The sequence below is a fragment of the Psychroflexus sp. MBR-150 genome (genome assembly GCF_053628795.1).
In genome coordinates, this window is the sequence record NZ_JBRJHB010000014.1 from 58,420 (window position 1) to 79,660 (window position 21,241).

The 21,241-nt window shown below is 34.2% G+C and carries 16 protein-coding genes and 1 pseudogene; 8 read left to right on the top strand and 9 right to left on the bottom strand.

The window, feature by feature from the left end; genetic code table 11:
* The first annotated feature begins 90 nt into the window (after nucleotides 1–90).
* A complete protein-coding gene (locus ACSSV5_RS08900) occupies nucleotides 91–1,770 on the top strand; it encodes a sodium:solute symporter (RefSeq protein WP_454245590.1) in 1,680 nt (559 codons plus the stop codon).
* Nucleotides 1,767–2,738: a Gfo/Idh/MocA family protein gene (locus ACSSV5_RS08905; RefSeq protein WP_211066408.1), complete on the top strand. Its 972-nt coding sequence runs from the start codon at nucleotides 1,767–1,769 to the stop codon at nucleotides 2,736–2,738. Before ACSSV5_RS08900 ends, ACSSV5_RS08905 begins: the two co-directional genes overlap by 4 nt.
* A 52-nt stretch (nucleotides 2,739–2,790) precedes the next feature.
* Here the strand turns inward: ACSSV5_RS08905 and ACSSV5_RS08910 are convergent, their stop codons facing one another.
* Both ACSSV5_RS08910 and ACSSV5_RS08915 read right to left on the bottom strand, forming a co-directional pair.
* Entirely contained in the window at nucleotides 2,791–3,951 is a 1,161-nt protein-coding gene (locus ACSSV5_RS08910) for a 5-(carboxyamino)imidazole ribonucleotide synthase (RefSeq protein ID WP_454245591.1), read from the bottom strand.
* Nucleotides 3,952–4,068: 117 nt separating this feature from the next.
* On the bottom strand, nucleotides 4,069–6,480 hold the full coding sequence (locus tag ACSSV5_RS08915; RefSeq protein WP_454245592.1) for an alpha-ketoacid dehydrogenase subunit alpha/beta: 2,412 nt from the start codon (nucleotides 6,478–6,480) through the stop codon (nucleotides 4,069–4,071).
* A gap of 244 nt (nucleotides 6,481–6,724) precedes the next feature.
* Here ACSSV5_RS08915 and ACSSV5_RS08920 point away from each other — a divergent pair, with 244 nt between their 5' ends.
* Nucleotides 6,725–7,606, top strand: coding sequence for an aldose 1-epimerase (locus ACSSV5_RS08920; RefSeq protein WP_211066411.1), 882 nt, complete (start codon nucleotides 6,725–6,727; stop codon nucleotides 7,604–7,606).
* Between the two features lie 172 nt (nucleotides 7,607–7,778).
* Here ACSSV5_RS08920 and ACSSV5_RS08925 read toward each other — a convergent pair whose 3' ends face one another.
* Nucleotides 7,779–8,906 carry a THUMP domain-containing class I SAM-dependent RNA methyltransferase gene (locus ACSSV5_RS08925; protein WP_454245593.1) on the bottom strand — a complete coding sequence of 376 codons (1,128 nt, stop codon included), beginning with the start codon at nucleotides 8,904–8,906 and terminating at the stop codon, nucleotides 7,779–7,781.
* 42 nt (nucleotides 8,907–8,948) lie between these two features.
* Between ACSSV5_RS08925 and ACSSV5_RS08930 the strand changes: the two genes are divergently transcribed.
* Both ACSSV5_RS08930 and ACSSV5_RS08935 read left to right on the top strand, forming a co-directional pair.
* Complete coding sequence (locus tag ACSSV5_RS08930; RefSeq protein ID WP_454245594.1) at nucleotides 8,949–9,683, top strand: SAM-dependent methyltransferase; 735 nt, start codon at nucleotides 8,949–8,951, stop codon at nucleotides 9,681–9,683.
* Nucleotides 9,680–10,360 (top strand): ZIP family metal transporter, encoded by a 681-nt coding sequence (locus tag ACSSV5_RS08935; protein WP_247653624.1) that lies wholly within the window; start codon nucleotides 9,680–9,682, stop codon nucleotides 10,358–10,360. Before ACSSV5_RS08930 ends, ACSSV5_RS08935 begins: the two co-directional genes overlap by 4 nt.
* A 238-nt stretch (nucleotides 10,361–10,598) precedes the next feature.
* Here ACSSV5_RS08935 and ACSSV5_RS08940 read toward each other — a convergent pair whose 3' ends face one another.
* The 3 genes from ACSSV5_RS08940 to ACSSV5_RS08950 all read right to left on the bottom strand — a co-directional run bounded on the left by ACSSV5_RS08940 (nucleotide 10,599) and on the right by ACSSV5_RS08950 (nucleotide 15,630).
* Nucleotides 10,599–10,931 carry a GIY-YIG nuclease family protein gene (locus ACSSV5_RS08940; RefSeq protein ID WP_454245595.1) on the bottom strand — a complete coding sequence of 111 codons (333 nt, stop codon included), beginning with the start codon at nucleotides 10,929–10,931 and terminating at the stop codon, nucleotides 10,599–10,601.
* Between the two features lie 425 nt (nucleotides 10,932–11,356).
* Nucleotides 11,357–11,752 carry a TraR/DksA family transcriptional regulator gene (locus ACSSV5_RS08945; RefSeq protein ID WP_454245596.1) on the bottom strand — a complete coding sequence of 132 codons (396 nt, stop codon included), beginning with the start codon at nucleotides 11,750–11,752 and terminating at the stop codon, nucleotides 11,357–11,359.
* A 2-nt stretch (nucleotides 11,753–11,754) separates the two neighbouring features.
* Nucleotides 11,755–15,630, bottom strand: coding sequence for a class I tRNA ligase family protein (locus ACSSV5_RS08950; protein ID WP_454245597.1), 3,876 nt, complete (start codon nucleotides 15,628–15,630; stop codon nucleotides 11,755–11,757).
* A gap of 177 nt (nucleotides 15,631–15,807) precedes the next feature.
* Here ACSSV5_RS08950 and ACSSV5_RS08955 point away from each other — a divergent pair.
* Together ACSSV5_RS08955 and mscL are read left to right on the top strand one after the other, a co-directional pair.
* A pseudogene (locus ACSSV5_RS08955) lies at nucleotides 15,808–17,013 on the top strand (SulP family inorganic anion transporter).
* Nucleotides 17,014–17,181: 168 nt separating this feature from the next.
* The gene (gene mscL, locus ACSSV5_RS08960; RefSeq protein ID WP_454245598.1) at nucleotides 17,182–17,631 is read left to right on the top strand and encodes a large conductance mechanosensitive channel protein MscL; all 450 of its coding nucleotides are present in this window, start codon (nucleotides 17,182–17,184) and stop codon (nucleotides 17,629–17,631) included.
* Nucleotides 17,632–17,643: 12 nt separating this feature from the next.
* On the opposite strand, the gene ACSSV5_RS08965 is transcribed toward mscL, so the two are convergent.
* Genes ACSSV5_RS08965 through lgt form a run of 3 tightly spaced genes read right to left on the bottom strand, consistent with a single transcriptional unit; the run spans nucleotide 17,644 to nucleotide 19,647 of the window.
* Nucleotides 17,644–18,348 (bottom strand): DUF4197 domain-containing protein, encoded by a 705-nt coding sequence (locus tag ACSSV5_RS08965; protein WP_454245599.1) that lies wholly within the window; start codon nucleotides 18,346–18,348, stop codon nucleotides 17,644–17,646.
* Nucleotides 18,345–18,830 (bottom strand): DUF192 domain-containing protein, encoded by a 486-nt coding sequence (locus ACSSV5_RS08970; RefSeq protein WP_454245600.1) that lies wholly within the window; start codon nucleotides 18,828–18,830, stop codon nucleotides 18,345–18,347. Before ACSSV5_RS08970 ends, ACSSV5_RS08965 begins: the two co-directional genes overlap by 4 nt.
* Nucleotides 18,811–19,647 carry a prolipoprotein diacylglyceryl transferase gene (gene lgt, locus ACSSV5_RS08975; RefSeq protein WP_454245601.1) on the bottom strand — a complete coding sequence of 279 codons (837 nt, stop codon included), beginning with the start codon at nucleotides 19,645–19,647 and terminating at the stop codon, nucleotides 18,811–18,813. The genes ACSSV5_RS08970 and lgt overlap by 20 nt, the downstream gene beginning before the upstream one ends.
* 375 nt (nucleotides 19,648–20,022) lie before the next feature.
* Here lgt and ACSSV5_RS08980 point away from each other — a divergent pair, with 375 nt between their 5' ends.
* Entirely contained in the window at nucleotides 20,023–20,862 is an 840-nt protein-coding gene (locus ACSSV5_RS08980; protein ID WP_211066421.1) for an alpha/beta fold hydrolase, read from the top strand.
* The last annotated feature ends 379 nt before the right edge of the window (nucleotides 20,863–21,241 follow it).

The following is a 21,241-nucleotide window of genomic DNA, read 5'->3' on the forward strand; positions in this document are numbered from 1 at the left end:
CGGTGGAAACGGTTTTATACCATTGTTTTAGTGGCTAATCTTGTTTACATTCTTTTGATGTATTGGCTGATGACCGCTTTAAACTAAAGTATGCATTATATAGATATCATTGTGATGGTTGTCAGTATTGCTTTTATAGTGATATATGGCACATATAAAACCAAAAAAAGCCAAAACGTTCAAGACTATATAAAAAGTGATAATGATGCCCGTTGGTGGACCGTTGGAATATCAGTAATGGCCACACAAGCCAGTGCTATTACTTTTTTATCTACGCCTGGTCAAGCCTATGATGATGGAATGGGTTTTGTTCAGTTTTACTTTGGTTTGCCTATTGCGATGGTGATTATTTGTATGTTTTTTATTCCTATCTATCATCGATTAAAAGTTTACACCGCTTATGAATATCTCGAAAGCCGTTTTGACAAAAAAACACGAACGCTCACAGCTTTGCTCTTTCTAACACAACGAGGACTTTCGGCTGGTATAACCATTTTTGCCCCAGCTATTATTCTTTCAGCCGTTTTGGGTTGGGATTTATTTACGCTCAATATCATCATCGGGATTTTGGTGATTATTTATACCGTTTCAGGTGGCACACGGGCAGTTAGCGTTACTCAAAAACAACAGATGGCTGTGATTTTTTCTGGAATGATCATTGCTTTTTTTGTGATTTTAAGTTATCTACCAGAAAACATCAATTTTAATAATGCCTTAGAAATTGCTTCCTCGAGTGGCAAAATGGAAATCTTAAATTTTGATTTTGATTTCAATCAACGTTACACCGTTTGGAGTGGATTGATCGGTGGAACTTTTTTGGCACTCTCCTATTTTGGCACAGACCAAAGTCAAGTTCAACGGTATTTAACCGCCAAATCGGTTAAGCAAAGTCAGATTGGAATGCTGTTTAATGGCTTGCTTAAAGTGCCGATGCAGTTTTTTATTCTACTGGTTGGTATTATGGTTTTTGTCTTTTATCAATTCAATACCGCACCGCTCAATTTTAATCCTGCAGCCGAAAATGCGGTTAATGAAAGTGAATACAAAACCGATTATCAACATATCAACAACAAGTTAGAGCAAAATTTTGAGCATAAAAAAACGCTTTTTGCACAAATGAATTCTAAAGATATTACAGATGCTCAATTTGAAAATCTTAAAACTCAACTGGCTCAAGCCAATGTTAACGAAAAAGAATTAAGAGAAAATGCTAAAGCTGTCATTAAGCAAGCAGATGATACTGTAGAAACCAATGACACAGATTATGTTTTTATCCATTTCATACTCAACAATTTACCGCGTGGTTTGATTGGTTTGCTTTTAGCTGCCATTCTCTCAGCGGCGATGTCTTCAACAGCCTCTGAATTAAACGCTTTAGCCTCAACCACGGCGATAGACTTGTATAAAAGAAATGTCAAAACAACTAAAACCGATATGCATTTTGTGAATATTTCAAAGCTTTTTACATTACTTTGGGGCATTATTGCTATTACTGTGGCTTGTCTTGCCCCGTTGTTTGACAACTTAATTGAATTAGTCAACATTATAGGTTCTATATTTTATGGCAATGTTTTGGGTATTTTTCTCTTGGCATTTTTCATCAAATATGTCAAATCCGTAGCGACTTTTTGGGCAGCGATTATCACTCAAATCATTGTGATTGTTGGATATTATTTTGACATTATGCCATATTTATGGCTAAATTTGTTTGGTTGTGCATTGGTAATCGGCATCGCTTTAGCTATTCAAACTCTAAACCGAAAATTATGAAAACTTATAAATGGGGCATTTTAGGCTTAGGAAAAATTGCTCATAAATTTGCAAATGACCTACAAACGGTTAAAAATGCAGAACTTTACGCCGTAGGTTCACGCACACAAAACAAAGCTGACGAATTTGCCACAAAGCACAAAGCCTCAAAAGCCTATGGCAGTTATGAACAATTGATTAAAGACCCCGATATTGACGTGGTTTATATTGCCACACCACATGTTTTTCACAAAGCCAATACTATTGCCGTTTTAAAATCAGGCAAAGCCGTATTGTGTGAAAAAGCTTTTGCGATGAATCACAATGAAGTTGAAGACATGATTCGCACGGCTCAAGACAACCACGTGTTTTTGATGGAAGCTTTATGGACTAATTTTATGCCGACGATTAAAACCATAAAAGAATTTCAAGATAAAAAAACTTACGGAAACATTAAAAATATTCAAGCTGAGTTTTGTTTTAAAGCCCCTTTTGACCCAAATAAACGTTTATTTAATCCCAAATTAGGCGGTGGATCTTTGTTGGATATTGGGATTTATCCTGTTTATTTGGCTTTAAAACTCCTCGGAAAACCAAACCATATTTCAGCAGAAAGCAAACTATCAACTACTGGTGTCGATTTAGAAACTAAAATAGTTTTTGAATACAACAATAATGTAAAAGCTGACTTGTTTTGCAGTTTTGATCAAACGAGAGAAAATTTTGCTTTCATTGAATTTGAAAAAGCAAAAATAAAATTAGGACCGCGTTTTCACGAAACCGATAAGCTCAGTATCGTAACAAATGATAAAACAATAGATAGAGATTTCAACTATCAAGCCAAAGGCTATCATTTTGAAATTGCCCACGTTCAAGAGTGTTTAGAGCAAGGCTTCACCGAAAGTCCGTTGATGCCTTTTGAGTTTTCTTTAGAACTCATAAAAACTTTAGATAAAATCAGAGCGATTGTTGGGTTGGAATATGAATGATAAATGACACATCTCAATCAAATGATTTATCAATTGAAGTAAATTAATTCTTTTAATCTTTAGAAATCACTTTTATCCAATTTTTAACCTGTTCTGCCATTTGACGAGCCACATCTATATCTTTATCAACTATAGTGATATGCCCCATTTTGCGAAATGGTCGGGTTTGAGTTTTACCGTAAATGTGTGGAACGACGCCTTTTAATGCTAAAATCTTGTCGATATTTTTATAATAAACATCACCTTCATGGTTTTCATCGCCTACAAGATTGACCATAACCGCTCCAACTTTAGAGTCGGTATTTCCGAGTGGCAAGTCTAAAATAGCTCTAAGATGTTGCTCAAATTGATTGGTATAAGCACCTTCAATACTATAATGTCCTGAATTATGCGGTCGTGGTGCAACTTCGTTAACTAAAATTTTATCCTCTTGAGTTTGAAATAATTCAACCGACAGCAAACCTACGTGTTGAAAAGCATTAGAAACTTTCCTCGCAACTTCCTGAGCTTGATTTGAAACCTCATCACTTATTCTTGCAGGGCAAATCACATACTCTACTTGATTAGCCGTTGGATGAAATTCCATTTCAACTACTGGATAAGTTTTGATTTCACCGCTTACTGAGCGTGCAACAATGACTGCTAATTCATTTTTAAAATTGATTTTTTGCTCTAACAAACAAGGTGTGTCGGGCAAAGCTTTGATGTCTTCTTTATTTTTTAAAATACTCACACCTCGACCGTCATAACCACCAGTACGGCTTTTCCAAACGATTGGTAATTGAAACTTATCATTCTTGTAATCTTCTTCAATTTCAGATTGAGTTTGATAGCATTTAAAAGGTGAAGTTGGGATTTTATTTTGCTGATAAAATTCTTTTTGAATGCCTTTATCTCGAATTAATTTCAAAGTTTTAGCTGATGGATAAACTTTTTTGCCTTGATTTTCAAGCGTTTCTAAAGCATCAACATTTACATTTTCTATTTCAATGGTTAAAACATCAACATCTTTTGCGAAATTTAAAACCGTATCATAATTCATCAAATCACCTACAACAAATTCGTTGCAAGCTATTTTACAAGGTGCTTCACTGCTTGGGTCTAATACTTTGGTTTGGATATCAAATTTTCGCGTTTCATACAATAACATTTTGCCAAGTTGACCGCCACCAAGGATACCGAGTTTAAAGTTTGAAGAAAAGTAGTCAGGCATTTAAATATTGAATTTGGGTTATAAAAGGTGTTATGCCAACATCTTGATACAATACCGACCTTACCGTCTATATCACTTGATGTGACGCTTTTTTATCGGGTTTCAATTTATAATTATTTAATACAGTTCAGGGTATTTTTCAGGTTTAAACTCGTGCATTATGGCGTAAACTTTTTCAAAAATATCTTCAGTTGAAGGTTTTGAAAAATAGTCGCCATCTGTGCCATAAGCTGGGCGATGAGCGTAAGATGTTAATGTTTGTGGTTGACTATCTAAGTAGCGATATGCATTTTGTTTTTCAATAATATTTTGCAAAATGTAAGATGATGCACCACCTGGAACATCCTCGTCAATGACCAATAAACGATTAGTTTTTTGAACACTTTTCACGATGTCGTGGTTTAAGTCAAACGGTAACAAGGATTGCACATCAATTATTTCAGCATCAATGTCAACTTCTTGTAATTCTTTAGCAGCTTGTTGCACAAGTCTGAGCGTTGAGCCATAAGATACTAAAGTGATGTCTTGTCCTTCTTTTAATGTTTCTACAACACCAACAGGGGTTTTAAATTCACCGAGGTTTGTTGGCATTTTTTCTTTAAGTCGGTAACCATTCAGGCATTCTATAATTAAAGCAGGTTCATCGCTTTCTAAAATGGTGTTGTAAAATCCAGCAGCTTGTGTCATATTTCGAGGCACGAGAACGTTTATACCTCTGACAAGGTTCAAAATACCGCCCATTGGCGAACCACTGTGCCAAATTCCTTCTAAGCGATGACCGCGTGTTCTTACAATCAATGGTGCTTTTTGTTTGCCTTTAGAGCGATAATGGATGGTTGCTAAATCATCACTCATAGTTTGTATGGCGTAGAGCAAATAATCTAAATATTGAATTTCAGCAATGGGACGCAAACCTCTCAATGCCAGACCAATACCTTGACCCAAAATAGTAGCTTCGCGGATGCCTGTATCAGAAACACGAATTTTTCCGTATTTTTTTTGAAGTCCTTCAAGACCTTGATTGACATCGCCAATTTCTCCAGAATCTTCACCAAAAACCAAAGCTTCTGGAATGGTTTCAAATATTTTATCAAAATTATCTCGTAAAATTATTCTTCCATCAACTTCTTTGGCATCATCGTCATATTCAGGTGTGATTGCTTCAATATTAGTTGCTCTCCATTGAGACTGACTATATAAGTGGCTACTGTAATCGGGTTTAACTTCATTAGAAAAGTTTTCAATCCATTGGATAAGCTCATCTTTAGCTTGAAACTGCTCGTGTCTTATATATCGTAAAACTTTTCTTGCTGAAGCGATTACAATAGATTTTAAAGGTTCGTCATTAGATTTTAATTTGTCTATAATTGGTTTGATAAACGAAGTATTTTCAGAGGATTTTACAACCTTATTTAGAATAGATATCAGTTCTTGGCTTGCTGTTTTTGCTCTTTCGCCAAAAGCTTTCCATGCGGCTTGTTTACCTTTTCTGACTTCGCTTTTGATATCTTTTTCTAGCTCATTCAAATCCTCTTCAGTAGCGATGCCATTTGAAATCATCCATTGTCTCATTTGGGCATTACAATCGTATTCACGCTCCCATTTCAATCGTTCTTCAGACTTATAACGTTCGTGTGAACCCGAAGTAGAATGCCCTTGAGGTTGAGTTAATTCAACGACATGAATTAGAACAGGGACATGCTGTTCTCTGGCTATGGTTTCGGCTTTTTGATAAGTCTCAATCAATTCTACATAATCCCAACCTTTAACCACTAAAATTTCATAGCCATTGCTATCTTCTTCTTTTTGAAAACCTTTGAGAATTTCAGAGATATTTTCTTTAGTAGTTTGATGTTTGGCATGCACAGAAATTCCATAATCGTCATCCCAAACACTTATGACCATTGGCACTTGCATCACGCCAGCGGCATTAAAAGTTTCCCAAAATAAGCCTTCGCTGGTACTGGCATTTCCAATGGTTCCCCAAGCAATTTCGTTGCCTTTAACTGAAAATTTATCAGCATTTATGTTTTTTACGGCACGATAGACTTGAGAGGCTTGAGCCAACCCAAGCAATCGTGGCATTTGTCCAGCAGTTGGTGAAATATCAGGGCTTGAATTTTTTTGTTTTGTAAGGTTTTTCCATGCACCATTTTCATCTAAACTGTGACTCATAAAATGACCGCCCATTTGCCGTCCACCAGACATAGGCTCTTGTTTGATATCTGTATTGGCATACAAACCAGCAAAAAACTCTTGGATAGTCAAGTCTCCAATGGCCATCATAAAAGTTTGGTCGCGATAATAACCTGAGCGCCAATCTCCGTTTTTGAAAGCCTTAGCCCAAGCAATTTGTGGTACTTCTTTGCCATCGCCAAAAATCCCAAATTTAGCTTTGCCTGTAAGCACCTCTCTTCGTCCTAATAGACTGCATTCTCTACTGGTTACAGCAATTTTATAATCTTCTAAAACTTGTTTTTGAAAGTCTTCAAAGGATAATGAACTATCTTGTTGTAAAGTTTTCTCCATAACATAAAATATTACAACAAATATACAAAATTTAAAAATATAGGATATTCAATAAAAGGGTTTTTATACTAAATAATTATTAAAATATAATTGATAAACAAGCTGTTTATTGACATTTTATTATTATATAAACTAACCTTTATCGAAGAAGTGAAACTTAAATTTAATTAATATTATATTTACATTTTGAGTTATAAAAATATAGACTTTTAAGGAAAAACAATTAACCATAAAATTTGTAGCATTGAATCGAATAGAAAAAAATGACAGATTAATAGAGTTGATTCACGCTCATAACCACAAAGCCGTTATAAGTTTAGATAATGAAGGTGGAAGACTTAAATCTTTAATTTTTGATAACAAACAGATAATCAGTGATTTAAAAAACAATACTTACGAGCAAAGTTTTGCATCGGCTATTTTGTTTCCGTTTGCTAATAGAATAAAAAACGGGGTTTATAGTTTTAATCATACTACTTATAATTTGACTTGTAATGAGATTGATAAAAACAATGCTATTCATGGATTGGTTTTTAACAAAAAGTTTGAATTAGTCAACACAAAAACAACTGATAAAACAGTAGAAGCCCAACTGGAATATATAGAAAATCATCCTCCCAAGGCTTATCCTTTTTCTTTTAAAATTATGCTAACTTACACATTATCAAAACACAGACTTTTGTTAAAAGTCAATATTAAAAATACAGGATCTACAGATTTGCCTTTTACTTTAGGTTGGCATCCATATTTTTGTATAAAAAATTTTGATAAAGCTCTATTAAAATTTAATTCTAATCAAATTGTATTGACTGACAGTAAAATGATACCTACAAAAATTTTAGAGCAAAAAATAGAACAACCTTTTTTTCTTAAAAACAAACAACTTGATGATTGTTTTATTTTAAACAATAACAAAATTGAATTTGATAATGGAAGTCATAAAATTTATATTAAAACGTCTTCAGATTTAAAATTTTTTCAAATCTATACTCCGCCAAATGAAAGCAAAATAGCTTTGGAACCCATGACAGGATTTTCAGATAGTTTTAATCATAAAAAAGGGTTGAAAATTCTAAAACCAAACACTTCAACAGAGGAAATATGGTCGGTTGAAATGTTTAAATAACCTGAAATCGGGTAAAAAAAGTTAAATTGAAACCACATCAATGACAAGTATAATTTCAATATAGATTCTAATTTCGATAATCAGATTTTTAGGGATTCATCATATGACTTCAAAAAATCAATCAACTTGAAGACAATATAATATTAACTCAAACTCACTTGAAATACAAACATCAATACACCAAAAATTGATACAACTTCGCCTCTATTCCGCCATTAAAAACTTTGATAGGTTTTGAGCCTTTAAGATTCAAATACCGAGGTGCATCTTCATCTGTAGTGATAAAACACACCTTTGTGTTTTTGTAATTTTCTCTTAGAACTTGCCCTAAAGTTTTGTAAAACAACTCAGGGTTGACATCTAATCGGTTGCCGTACGGAGGATTGAACAACATATGCAAAGGCCGTTCATCTCCTTTTGAAGTTGAAAAAAAGTCATCGTGATGAATGCTGATAAACTCACTCAAGTTGGCTTTATCAACATTATCTTGGGCTTTTCTCACAGCAGAAGGTGCTTTATCAATCCCTTTAATTTTAAAATGAAACGGTCTGATTTTTTTTAAAACCGAATTCATAATCACTTCATACAAATCTTCATCCCAATCTTGCCAATGCATAAATCCAAAGCTTCTCCGATTAAGATTTGGTGGAATTTGACAAGCTATCATTGCGGCTTCAATCAAAATAGTACCGCTACCACACATAGGATCCATAAAATCAGATTGACCGTCCCAACCCGAATGCAACAATAATCCAGCAGCCAAAACTTCATTTATTGGGGCTATATTTGTCGCTGTTCGATAACCGCGTTTAAACAATTTATCGCCTGAGCTATCTAAGCTAAGAGTACAAGTATTTTTGTTGATGTGCACATTAAAAATCATCTGTGGATTATCAGTAGAAACATCAGGGCGTTTTCCAGTTTTATTTCTAAAAAAATCTACAATAGCATCTTTAGTACGCAAGCCTACAAACTGTGAGTTGTTAAATATTGACTGATGAGTCGTAGCAGACACCATAAAAGTTTTGTCAACCGCCATAACAGTTGACCAATTGAATTCATACAATCTGTGATAAAATTCGTCTTCGGTGTGAAATTTAAAAGATTTTATTGGCTTTAAAATGCTCAAGGCTGTTCTCAAACTGAGATTCGCTTTATACATAAAACCCTTGTCTCCCACAAAACTTACATTTCTTATGCCAGGTTTAATATCCATAGCACCGAGTTTCAAGAGTTCTCGTTCGAGTAAAGGCTCAAATCCAAAAAGGGTTGTTGCCAACATTTTAAAGTTATTGCTCATAATTTTATTTTACGAAACAAAAATAGGCTAATTTTGTAGTCTATGAAACAAACAGAGTCTAAATGGTATGCGACATGGTTCGACACACCGTATTATCATATTTTATATAAAAACAGAGACGACAAAGAAGCTCAAAACTTTATGCTTCAACTGACTGATTTTCTCAAACTAAAACCACAATCTCATATTTTAGATGTGGCTTGTGGACGTGGACGTCACTCCATTTATTTGAATAAAATAGGCTATCGAGTTACAGGGATTGACTTGTCTCAAAACAACATAGATTATGCAAAAAAGTTTGAAACCGATGGTTTGCATTTTGAACGCCATGATATGTGCCAACCTATGGGAAAAACTTATGATGCGGTATTTAATCTCTTTACAAGTTTTGGTTATTTTGAAAAAGACGATTACAACATCAACGCCATAAAAGCTATGAAAGCTAATATGAAGCCTGATGCCTTCGGTGTTATAGATTTTTTGAATGTGCATCATACTTTAAAACATTTAAAAAAATATGATGCCAAAACCATTGATGGCATTGATTTTAAAATTCATAAATGGATTGACAAAGGCTATATTCTTAAACACATACAATTTGAAGTTGACAATCAAAAGCACGATTACACTGAGCGATTAAAATGTATTGATCTAAAGCTGTTTAAATCTTATTTTAAAGCTGCTAATTTGAATATCAAACATGTGTTTGGGAATTATAATTTAGAAGATTTTGATGCTGAAACTTCAGAACGTTTAATTTTGGTTTTTAATCAATGATGAGTTTGTACCTTCCTATTATTGCTGTATTTTTAGGATTTTTGATAGCTTTAAAAATCAAAGCCCATTCAAAATATCTCGATCTACTACTTGCCTTTAGCGGTGGATTTTTACTATCAGTTACTGTGGTAAGTCTTTTACCCGAAATTTACTATCAGCAAGAAGGCATAATAGGTTTTTTTATTTTATTTGGAATAGTATTGCAATTGGTTTTAGAGTTTTTTTCCAAAGGTGCAGAGCATGGTCATGTACATTTCCAACCAAAAGAGAATACATTTCCAATATTGCTTTTTATAAGTTTATCTATTCACTCTTTTTTTGAAGGTTTTCCAACACATACGCATCCAGATTTATTAATTGGCATTTTGGTTCATAAAATACCTGTTGCCATTATTGTGAGTAGTTTTTTATTGAATTCTGATTTATCAAAAACCAAATTGATTGTTTTTTTAACTCTGTTTTCTTTGATGACACCTCTCGGTAGTCTTGTTCATATCATTTTTGAAAACGAATTGGGTCAAGTAAAAATTTGGGTTGAAGCCGTTGTGGTAGGAATCCTACTCCACATTGCCTCTACCATTTTGTTTGAAACCTCTAAAGATCACCAGTTTAACTTTAAGAAGTTTATTAGTATATTGATTGGTATGGGACTTGCGGTTACGCAGTCGCTGTTTTGATGTTTACTGTGTTGAAACAAGTTCAGCAGGACGTGTGGGTATGGATTTAGGTGTCGTGATACTGAAACAAGTTCAGCATGACATGTGGCTTTGGATTTAGGTGTCGTGATACTGAAACAAGTTCAGCATGACATACTGAAACGAGTTCAGCATGACATATTGAAACGAGTTCAGCATGACATACTGAAACGAGTTCAGCATGACATACTGAAACGAGTTCAGCATGACAGTACTACTGTCACCCTGAATTTATTTCAGGGTCTTGGTCTTGGTCTAAAGGTTTCCACAAATCTTTCCATTCTGGATTGGTGCTTTCAATCAAATTAATTTTCCACTGCCTATGCCAGCGTTTTAATTGCTTTTCACGTTTTATTGCGTCATTGACATATTGAAATTCTTCTAAATGTACTAATTTATTCAGGTTATACCTTGCAGCAAACTTAGAACCTTTACCAGCTACATGTCTTTCCATTCTATCGTCAATACCTCCTGTAACGCCAATATATAGCGTCCCTTTGGGCTTGTTTGTTATGATATATACCCAATACCTATGTATAAGTCGCTTAGGCACTTATGATGAAAATTATGATTTAAGCAAAGGTAATAAAAGATGCTGAAACAAGTTCAGCATGACATATTGAAACGAGTTCAGCAGGACATGTGGGTTTGGATTTAGGTGTCGTGATACTGAAACAAGTTCAGCATGACGTGGATGGAGAGATGCTGAAACAAGTTCAGCATGACATATTGAAACGAGTTCAGCATGACATACTGAAACGAGTTCAGCATGACATGTGGGTTTGGATTTAGGTGTCGTGATACTGAAACAAGTTCAGCAGGACATGTGGGTTTGGATTTAGGTGTCGTGATACTGAAACGAGTTCAGCAGGACGTGGATGGAGAGATGCTGAAACGAGTTCAGCATGACATATTGAAACGAGTTCAGCATGACAGTAGAAATCTACTGTCACCCTGAATTTATTTCAGGGTCAGGCTTTAATTCTGACGGTTTTTAGCTTCGATGCTGAGCGTTGCGTGTGGAACTAATTTTAATCTTTCTTTCTGGATTAATTTTCCTGTCACACGGCAAATACCATAAGATTTATTTTCTATTCTTACTAAAGCATTTTTTAAATCTCTGATAAATTTTTCTTGACGAATAGCCAATTGCGAGTTAGCTTCTTTACTTAGCGTATTACTGCCGTCGTCAAAAGATTTAAAAGTTGGTGCGGTATCTTCTGTATCATTTGCACTGCCATTTTTGTAAGCATCAATATAAATATTGAGTTGCTTTTCGGCGTTTTTTATTTTGTTTTCTATCAGTTCTTTAAACTCTAATAGTTCAGCATCTGAATACCGTTCGGGTTGTTTTGTTGTTGTTGTTGTTGTCATTCTTATATCTTTTTTAAAGTTATAACGGTATGTACATCATCAAATTCAATTTCTCTACCGTTTTCGATTTGGTTTGCGAAAGTAATGTTTTCAGTTAAAGTTTCTCTCTTGATATACGTTAAATTTTCTTCCACAGCTTTTACGATATTGTTATCTTTTTGTATGCTGATTTCAATATGGTCAGTAACATTCAAATCAGAATCTTTACGCAAATTTTGAATTCTGTTGACCAGTTCTCTGGCAATGCCTTCATTTTTAAGCTTGTCATCAATATGAATATCTAAAGCTACTGTAATGTTGTTTTGAGAAGCCACTAACCAACCTTCAATATCTTCAGAAGTAATTTCAACTTCATCAATGCTTAGCACTTCAGGTTTGCCATTTATTTCAACTTCTATTTGGCCGTCTTTTTCAATTTTAGCAATATCAGCTTTTGTAAATTTATTTATAGCTTTAACCGCAAATTTCATATTCTTTCCAAATTTTGGGCCTAAAACCTTGAAGTTTGGCTTCACGCTTTTAATTAACAAATCAGAAGTATCATCAATAAATTCGATGGTTTTGACATTGACTTCAGACTTGATCAAGTCAGCAACAGCTTCGACATCAGCTTTAAAATCTTGGTCTAAAACAGGTATCATTATGCGTTGCAAAGGCTGTCTGACTTTTATTTTCTCTTTTTTTCGCAAGGATAAAACCAAAGAAGAAATGACTTGAGCTGTATGCATTTTATCCTCTAAAGATTTATTGATAAAACCAGTATTTGATTTCGGAAAATCTGCTAAGTGAACGCTTTCTGGAACGTCTTTATTTAAAACAGAAGTCAAATCTTGATACAATCTATCAGCAAAAAATGGTGCTACAGGGGCAATTAACTTTGAAATATCTAATAAACACGTAAAGAGTGTTTGGTAGGCAGAAATTTTATCCTGCTCGTAATCGCCTTTCCAAAAACGTCTTCTGCTTAATCTCACATACCAATTCGATAAATTTTCTTGCACAAAATCAGATATGGCTCGTGTGGCTTTAGTGGGTTCATAATCGGCATAAAACGCATCTACATCTTGAATTAGGGTATGTAATTCTGACAAAATCCAACGGTCTATTTCTGGGCGTTGCTCAAGTGGAACATCATTTTCTTTATATTGAAAATTATCAATATTAGCATATAAAGTAAAAAACGAATACGTGTTGTATAGCGTACCGAAAAATTTACGTTGCACTTCTCCAATACCATTCAGGTCAAACTTCAAGTTATCCCAAGGGTTAGCATTACTTATCATATACCAACGAGTAGCATCTGGTCCGTAAGTTTTTAAAGTTTCAAAAGGATCAACCGCATTGCCGAGACGTTTGGACATCTTTTGGCCGTTTTTATCTAAAACCAATCCATTTGAAACCACGTTTTTATAAGCCACATCTTCAAAAACCATAGTAGCTATAGCGTGAAGTGTGTAAAACCAGCCTCGGGTTTGGTCGACACCTTCTGCTATGAAATCGGCACTAAAGCCCCCTTGCCCCCTAAGGGGGGATTTTATAAGTGCTTCTTCGATTTTGTCTATGACAAGATCTATTTTACCAAGCACTTCTTCATTTGTAAATCTAATGACGTTGTAACCAAAATTCTCTTTTAAGAATTTACTTCTAAACTCATCATTTTCTCTAATCTTTGGATCGTTATGGTATCCACCATCAACTTCTACTATCAATTTTTTATCCAGACAAACAAAATCAGCGATATATTCGTCAATGACATGTTCTCTTCTGAATTTATAACCCCCGAGTTTCTTTCCTTTTAAACATTCCCATAACACTTCTTCAGCTTGTGTAGGATTATTTTTTCTGCTTTTAGCTTTTTCTTTTAATAAATGATAAGAAGACTTTCTCGATGTCTGATATCCAGGAGAATCAGAAAGTCCACCCTCGGGGGATTTAGGGGGCTTCTCGAATGGATAATGCCATTGTGCATAAGGCATTGAACCTGAATCAAACCAAACATCAATCAAATCGGCTTCACGTTTCATCGGCTGACCTTGGTTTGAAACTAAGATAATGTCATCCACAATGTTTTTATGAATGTCGATATCGGTATAATTTTCATCTGAAAAGTCATCGATTTTAAAATCTGCAAAAGGATTTTCAGACATAAAACCTGCTTTAACTGATTTATTGATTTCTTGTTTTAAAGTTGATATAGAGTCAATAATTTTTTCTTCTTTTCCATCTTCAGTTCGCCAGATTGGTAGTGGAATCCCCCAATAACGTGAACGCGATAAATTCCAGTCATTGGCATTTGCTAACCAATTACCAAATCTCCCTTCACCTGTTGACTTTGGTTTCCAATTGATGGTTTTGTTGAGCTCTACCATTTTGTCTTTAAACTCCGTAACTTTGATAAACCAAGAATCTAATGGATAGTATAAAATAGGTTTATCTGTTCGCCAGCAGTTGGGATATGAGTGAACATATTTTTCAACTTTAAAGGCTTTGTTTTCTTCTTTAAGTTTAATGGCCAATTCAACATCTACTGATTTTTCAGGAGCTTTACCGTCTTCATAATATTCATTTTTAACATATTTCCCTGCAAATTCACCCATTTCAGGTCTAAATTTACCTTTCAAATCGACTAAAGGCACGAGGTTATCATTGTCGTCTTTTACAAGCAGTCCAGGCACTTCAGGCTGAGCTTGTTTAGCCACCAAGGCATCGTCAGCACCAAAAGTCGGTGCGGTGTGGACAATACCTGTTCCATCTTCAGTAGTAACGAAATCTCCAGCGATAACTCTAAAAGCGTTTTCTGGGTTATGGAAAGGTTTGGCGTAAGGCAAAAGTTGTTCATACCTGATTTCTAATAAATCTTCGCCTTTACAATTTGCAATAATTTGATAGGGTATCTTTTTATCTTCTTTGGTATAATTCTTTAAATCATCTGCATTTTCAACTTCAAAGTATTTTTTTGAAAATTGATTATTCACAAGATCTTTAGCTAGAACAACATAAATAGGCTCAAAAGTGTATTGATTATAAGTTGCCACAAGAACATAATCTATTTTTTTACCAACAGTTAATGCCGTATTACTTGGCAAAGTCCACGGTGTGGTTGTCCAAGCGAGAAAATGTGCCCAAGCCCCATCTAAATCTTCCCCAAAGGGTAAGACTTTTAAACCGAAGGCTTTAGCAACTGAGTTAACAGCAGTTCCACCTTCGGGGGTTAGGGGGCTTTTTATCGGGCTCTTAAACTGTGCTGTAACCGTAGTATCAGAAACGTCTTGATAAGTCCCAGGCTGGTTAAGTTCGTGAGAGCTTAGTCCTGTTCCGGCTTTTGGAGAATAGGGTTGTATAGTATAACCTTTGTAAATCAAGCCTTTTTTATAGATCTGAGCCAATAACCACCAAACGCTTTCCATATATTTTGGCGTGTAAGTGATGTATGGATTGTTCATATCTACCCAATAGCCCATCTTTTTGGTCAAGTCGTTCCAGACATCGGTGTAACGCATGACGGTTTTTTTACAAGCAGCGTTGTAATCTTCTACCGAAATCTTATTTCCAATATCTTCTTTAGTAATGCCGAGTTCTTTTTCTACGCTCAATTCTACGGGCAAGCCGTGTGTATCCCAACCAGCTTTTCGGTCAACGCGATAGCCTTTTTGGGTTTTGTAACGGCAAAAAATATCTTTAATGGTTCTTGCCATAACGTGGTGAATCCCTGGTAAGCCATTGGCTGACGGTGGTCCTTCAAAAAAGATAAAAGGTTTATCTTCTGGCTTTTGTTCAACACTTTTTTTAAAAACTTCGTGTTTTTGCCAATAATCTAAGATTTCATCGGCGGTTTCAACCAAGTTTAAGCCTTGATATTCTGGAAAGCTTTTGCCCATAATATTGTTTTATTCTTAAAGTTTGCGAAATTAATGAAATTATACCAAAATAAACTTGATTATGATAGAATTGATTGACTTTGAGTTTATCGTAATTTTAAACTTCAACTAAAGTAATTAAGGTTATTTTCTTAGAAAATTAAGCTTATTTTTGCCGGCTTAATTTTTAAGCAAGTTATGAGAGAATATTTACACCTTTTTGATTTTCAACAGAAAGTAAACTACAAAACCGAAGTGTTGTCGGGATTAACAGTAGCTTTGGCTTTGGTGCCTGAAGCTGTGGCTTTTGCTCTTATTGTTGGCTTATATCTCCATTAACAGGTTTATACGCTGCTTTTGTGATGGGATTGGTCACTACTATTTTTGGTGGTCGTCCAGGTATGATTTCTGGTGCTACTGGTGCTATTGCTGTTGTCATTGTAGCTTTAGCCAAAACCCATGGTGTGGAATACATTTTTGCAACTGTAATATTAGCTGGAATCATTCAGTTTTTAGCAGGTTTACTTAAACTCGGTAAACTTATGCGATTAGTACCACACCCAGTTATATTTGGATTTGTAAACGGTTTGGCTGTGATCATTTTTATGTCACAGCTCAATCAATTTAAAGATGCTAATGGCAATTGGCTTACAGGTGAATCGCTTTATATTATTTTAGATTTGGTCTTATTAACGATGCTTATTATTTGGGGATTACCGAAGCTAACTAAAGTCATTCCCGCATCATTAGTGGCAATTCTTGTTGTGTTTGGCATAGTTTTACTTTTTGGTATAGACACTAAAACCGTTTATGTTATTGGTCTTCGTCTTATTTGGATCAAATTTAATTGAGCAACTTCCAATGGCTGCTTTAACTGGTCTGATGATTATGGTAGCTGTTGGAACTTTTGAATGGGCAAGTTTGCGAACCTTTAATAAATTTCCTGTTTCTGATATTGTAGTCATGGTTTTGGTTACCTTGGTTACTGTATTTTTGCATAATTTAGCACTTGCCGTTGTAGTCGGGGTTATCATTGCGGCTTTGGTTTTTGCATGGGATAACGCTAAACGCATCAGAGCTCGTAAATATATAGATGATGATGGGGTGAAACATTATGAAATTTATGGGCCGTTATTTTTTGGTTCGACTTCTGCGTTCAATTCTAAGTTTGATATCAAGAATGATCCTGATGAAGTGATGATAGATTTCACAGAAAGCCGAGTAGCCGATATGTCGGCCATTGAAGCATTGAATAAACTCACCGAACGTTATCATAAATACGGCAAAAAAGTGTATATCCGAAATTTATCAAGTAGTAGTCATCGTAAGCTCATCAAAGCCGATAAAATCATCAATGTGAATATAGTTGGTGAACCACGTGAGCCATCTGTGGTTGAGAACTGATCAATGATTTTTGATTTAGGATTTTTGATATTTGATTTCATTTTTCGATATTTAGCCTCAGTTTTTAAATTTCTTTTAAATATCTCAAATCTTCAAACTCATACCAAAAATACCAAGAGATTGTACCGATTTGGGGAACTTTAAACTCATAAACTAAATTTTAAACCCATGAAACTCATCAAAGAATTTAAAGAATTTGCAGTCAAAGGCAATATGATAGATATGGCTATCGGTATCATTATCGGTATGGCTTTCAATAAAGTGGTTGACGTTTTAGTCAAACAAATTATTCTTCCGCCTTTATCACTATTGACAAGTGGTATAAATTTTAGCAACAAAAAAATAATTTTAAGAGAAGCTGTCACAAACAGTGAAAACACAAAAATCATTGACGAGGTAAGCATTGCTTATGGAACGCTGATAGAAGTTATATTAAACTTTATCATTATTGGTTTTGTTATGTTTATTGTTGTCAAAATGATGAATCGTTTACGACAAAAATCTGAAAATGAAAAGGATAAAACCGTTATCACGCCAAAAAATATTGAGCTGCTTTCTGATTTAAAACAACTCATAAAAGAGCAAAATGAATTATTAAAGTCTAAATCTAAGCCTTAGAGGTTATTAAAATCAATCCTGAAGAGCAAACACTTTTTTGAGTAAATCTGTGGTTCTTGAGTTAAAGTCGTTTCGAATTTTGGCTTCTTCAACTGCTATCATTGTAAACACGCCTTCGAGTGCTTGTTGAGTTACATATTCAGTTAAATTAGGCTCTACGTCTTCAGTTAAAGGTAAAGTGTTGTATTTATTAATGGCTGTTGACCAAATTTGATCAGCCCCAACTTTGCCTAAGGATTGCTCAACTTGGGGATAAAATTTTTGGTAAAGCTCGTCTTCCGTTTTTTGCTGAAGATATTGAGTTGCCGCTTGGTCGTTACCCATCAGTATATTTTTAGCATCTTGAAAAGTCATCTGCTTGACAGCATTTACAAATATTGGTGTGGCTTCTTTCACGGCATCTTCGGCTGCACGATTCATCAATTTTAAACCCTCGTCGGCTAAATTTCCCAAACCGACTTTTCTCAGTGTGTTATCCACTTTTTGAAGTTCTTCGGGCAGTAAAATTTTAACCATTTCATTTTTGTAAAAACCATCTTCAGACGTCAATTTTGTAACTTGATGATCGATACCGTTTTGCAAAGCTTGTTTTAAAGCTGCCGCAATTTGAGATTCACTAATCTGTGTATTTTCATCCAAAACTTTATCGGCTACACTTTGTAATTCGGCACAAGATAGTATTGACAAAACACAAATAAATACTAATATTTTTTTCATTGTTTTAGAGTTTTAAAATCTATGGTTATGCTATCGTTTATCTTAAATTCATCTACAAATCCCGCATTGACTTCCAATACATATTGAGCAGGTTGTTCTTCAGGAATCGGAGTTTCATCATAAGGTTGAGCATTTTTATTGATTTCAACAATCTGTTTATCAGCATTGATATAAATCAAGTCTAAAGGAATTTGGGTGTTTTTCATATAAAATGTTGGTCGAGGACGTTCGTTATTATAAACAAACAACATCCCTTGATTCATTTCCATAGAAGACCTGTGCATCAAACCTGTTTGTTGTTCGTAGTCACTTTCGGCCAACTCAATATCTATAGTTTTAATCGTATCATTTTTTTTCAGAAAATAGAGTTCTCCTTCTTTTTCAAAGGTGATTTTAATAGGTTTTACCGATTTAGGCTTTTCATTTTTACAAGCAAAAACTAAGAGTAAAACGAATAAAATATTAAGCTTGAATATCTTCATTAGATTTGGCTTTAAGTTGACTCACATACATTATCACAATACCAATTACTATCAAAGGTAAACTCAAAAGTTGCCCTGTATTAAACATCCAATCGGCACGTTCGGCAACTTGTGGCTCTTTTGAGAATTCAACGATAAATCGAATAGACCACAATAATGTAAAGAAAATCCCAAACAGCATACCTAATTTTTTTGAAATATTAGTTTTCCAATACAAATAGTATAGAAAGAAAAAAAGTAATAGATAGCAGCCAGATTCATACAATTGTGAAGGATGGCGAGCAAAATCTTCGCCGAGTTTTTTAAAAACCACACCATAATCAGAATGAGTAGGTTTACCAATAATTTCAGAATTTAAAAAATTACCTATTCTTACAAAAACGCCACCAAAGGAAACAGGAATAACAATGCGATCTAAGACCCAAAAAATATTTTTTTGAAGCACTTTTTTTGAATAAAAATACATGGCGATAAATATTCCTATTGCTGCACCGTGACTGGCTAAACCCGCAAAGCCTGTAAACTTAAAAGTCGGCACAAATTGAAACGGTAAGAATACAGACAAAAAATCTTGGGCAAATAATTCAGGCTGATAAAAAATCACATGACCTAACCTTGCACCCAATAATGTGCCAACGACGGTATAAATCAAAACTTTGTCTAATTTATCCATTGACAAACCCTCGCGTTTATAAATAGCTTTCATTAAATACCATCCAGAAATAAAAGCTACGAGAAACATCAAGCTGTAAAATCGAATCGTAAAAAAACCTAAGTCAATACCAATAGGCGGATCCCAAATAATGGAATGAAACATATTTTTTTATTTTTGACAAATATATTATTTAATTGTATGAATTAACGACAGTTCGGTTTAAAGTTTAAACTTTTTAAGCCATTAAATTGAGTGATTTTTCAAAGTAAAACGAAGAATCTCAAAGCTTCGGAAGTATTGAAATTAGGCTTTAGTCTAAAAACTTATCTGCTATCAAAACAATATGTCATTTAGTATATGGACTTTCTGATTTACATAATTTTATAAGTTAATCTCACGTTGAATTAAGCTTTGATATTTCAATTTCTGAACAATACGATTCAAAAGATGTTTTTTAGTTCTTGAAAGAAATGTTAAATCTGGTTTTGAAATTTTAAACTCTCTACATTTTACATAAATTGTATAAAAATTATAATTATGGGATATATCAAAACAAATTCTAAAGAAAACAGTAACAGTATAGATCTTTATTATGAAGATTATGGCTCAGGACAACCTATAGTTCTAATTCATGGTTGGCCTTTAAGCCATCGCATGTGGGATACTCAGATTGAAACTTTGGTCAATGCCGGGTTTAGAGTTATAGTGTATGACCGAAGGGGTTTTGGGCAAAGTTCAAAACCTTTTTCAGGATACGATTATAATACCCTAGCCTGCGATTTAAAAGACTTGATTGTTCAACTTAAGCTAAAAAATATCATATTAGTTGGATTTTCTATGGGTGGTGGCGAAGTTGCCCGTTATATTGGTAGATATGGTTCAGAGGCTGTAGATAAAGCTATTTTAATCAGTGCCGTAACTCCTTTTTTAAAAGAAACAAAGGACAATCCCGATGCTGTTGATGTTTCTGTTTTTGAAAGCATGAAAAAAGGAATAGAAAAAGACCGTGCTGGATTTTTTCAAGATTTTGGTAAAAACTTTGTCAACTTTGAAAAACTTCAAGATAAAATTAGTGAAGCACAAATTCAACTCAATTGGAATATAGCCATGCAAGCTTCAAGAAAAGCCACTTTAGACTGTGTAGATGCTTTCGGAATGACCGATTTTAGAGATGATTTAAAAGCTTTTGATGTTCCAACTTTAATAATTCACGGAGATAATGATGAAATTGTCCCCTTTGAAGTTTCAGGAAAAAAGGCACAAGGTATAATTAAAGATGCAAAGCTAAGTTTAATTGAAAATGGTCCACACGGTTTAAGTTTTACACACTCAAAAGAGCTTAATGAAAGTATTTTAAATTTTATTAAAAAAACGTGAGTTCGATTTATTGAAAGCTGTAAATCAGATGATTATATCTTTTTGTAAGCAAATTTTGTCATTTTGAACGAAGAATGAGGAGAAATCTCATCCTACTGAGATGTCTCGTCGCTCATGCTTCGCTCTGTCAACGTGACAAATGATTAAATATCTGTATTTAATATGAATATATTTTATTGGAATTTATATCGAACTCACGTTGAAGTAAGTATTAGTCTTCCCTTTTAACTCCAAAAAAAACCAGCTGTAATAAGCTGGTTTTTTTATAATTTTTATTAAAGTAACTTATCGCTTCAACGTAAAATGTGATTTAAAAGTGCTTGGACTACCTGTTGTAGGTTCTATAAACTCTACTCTAAACCAATAATCCTGTGATGGC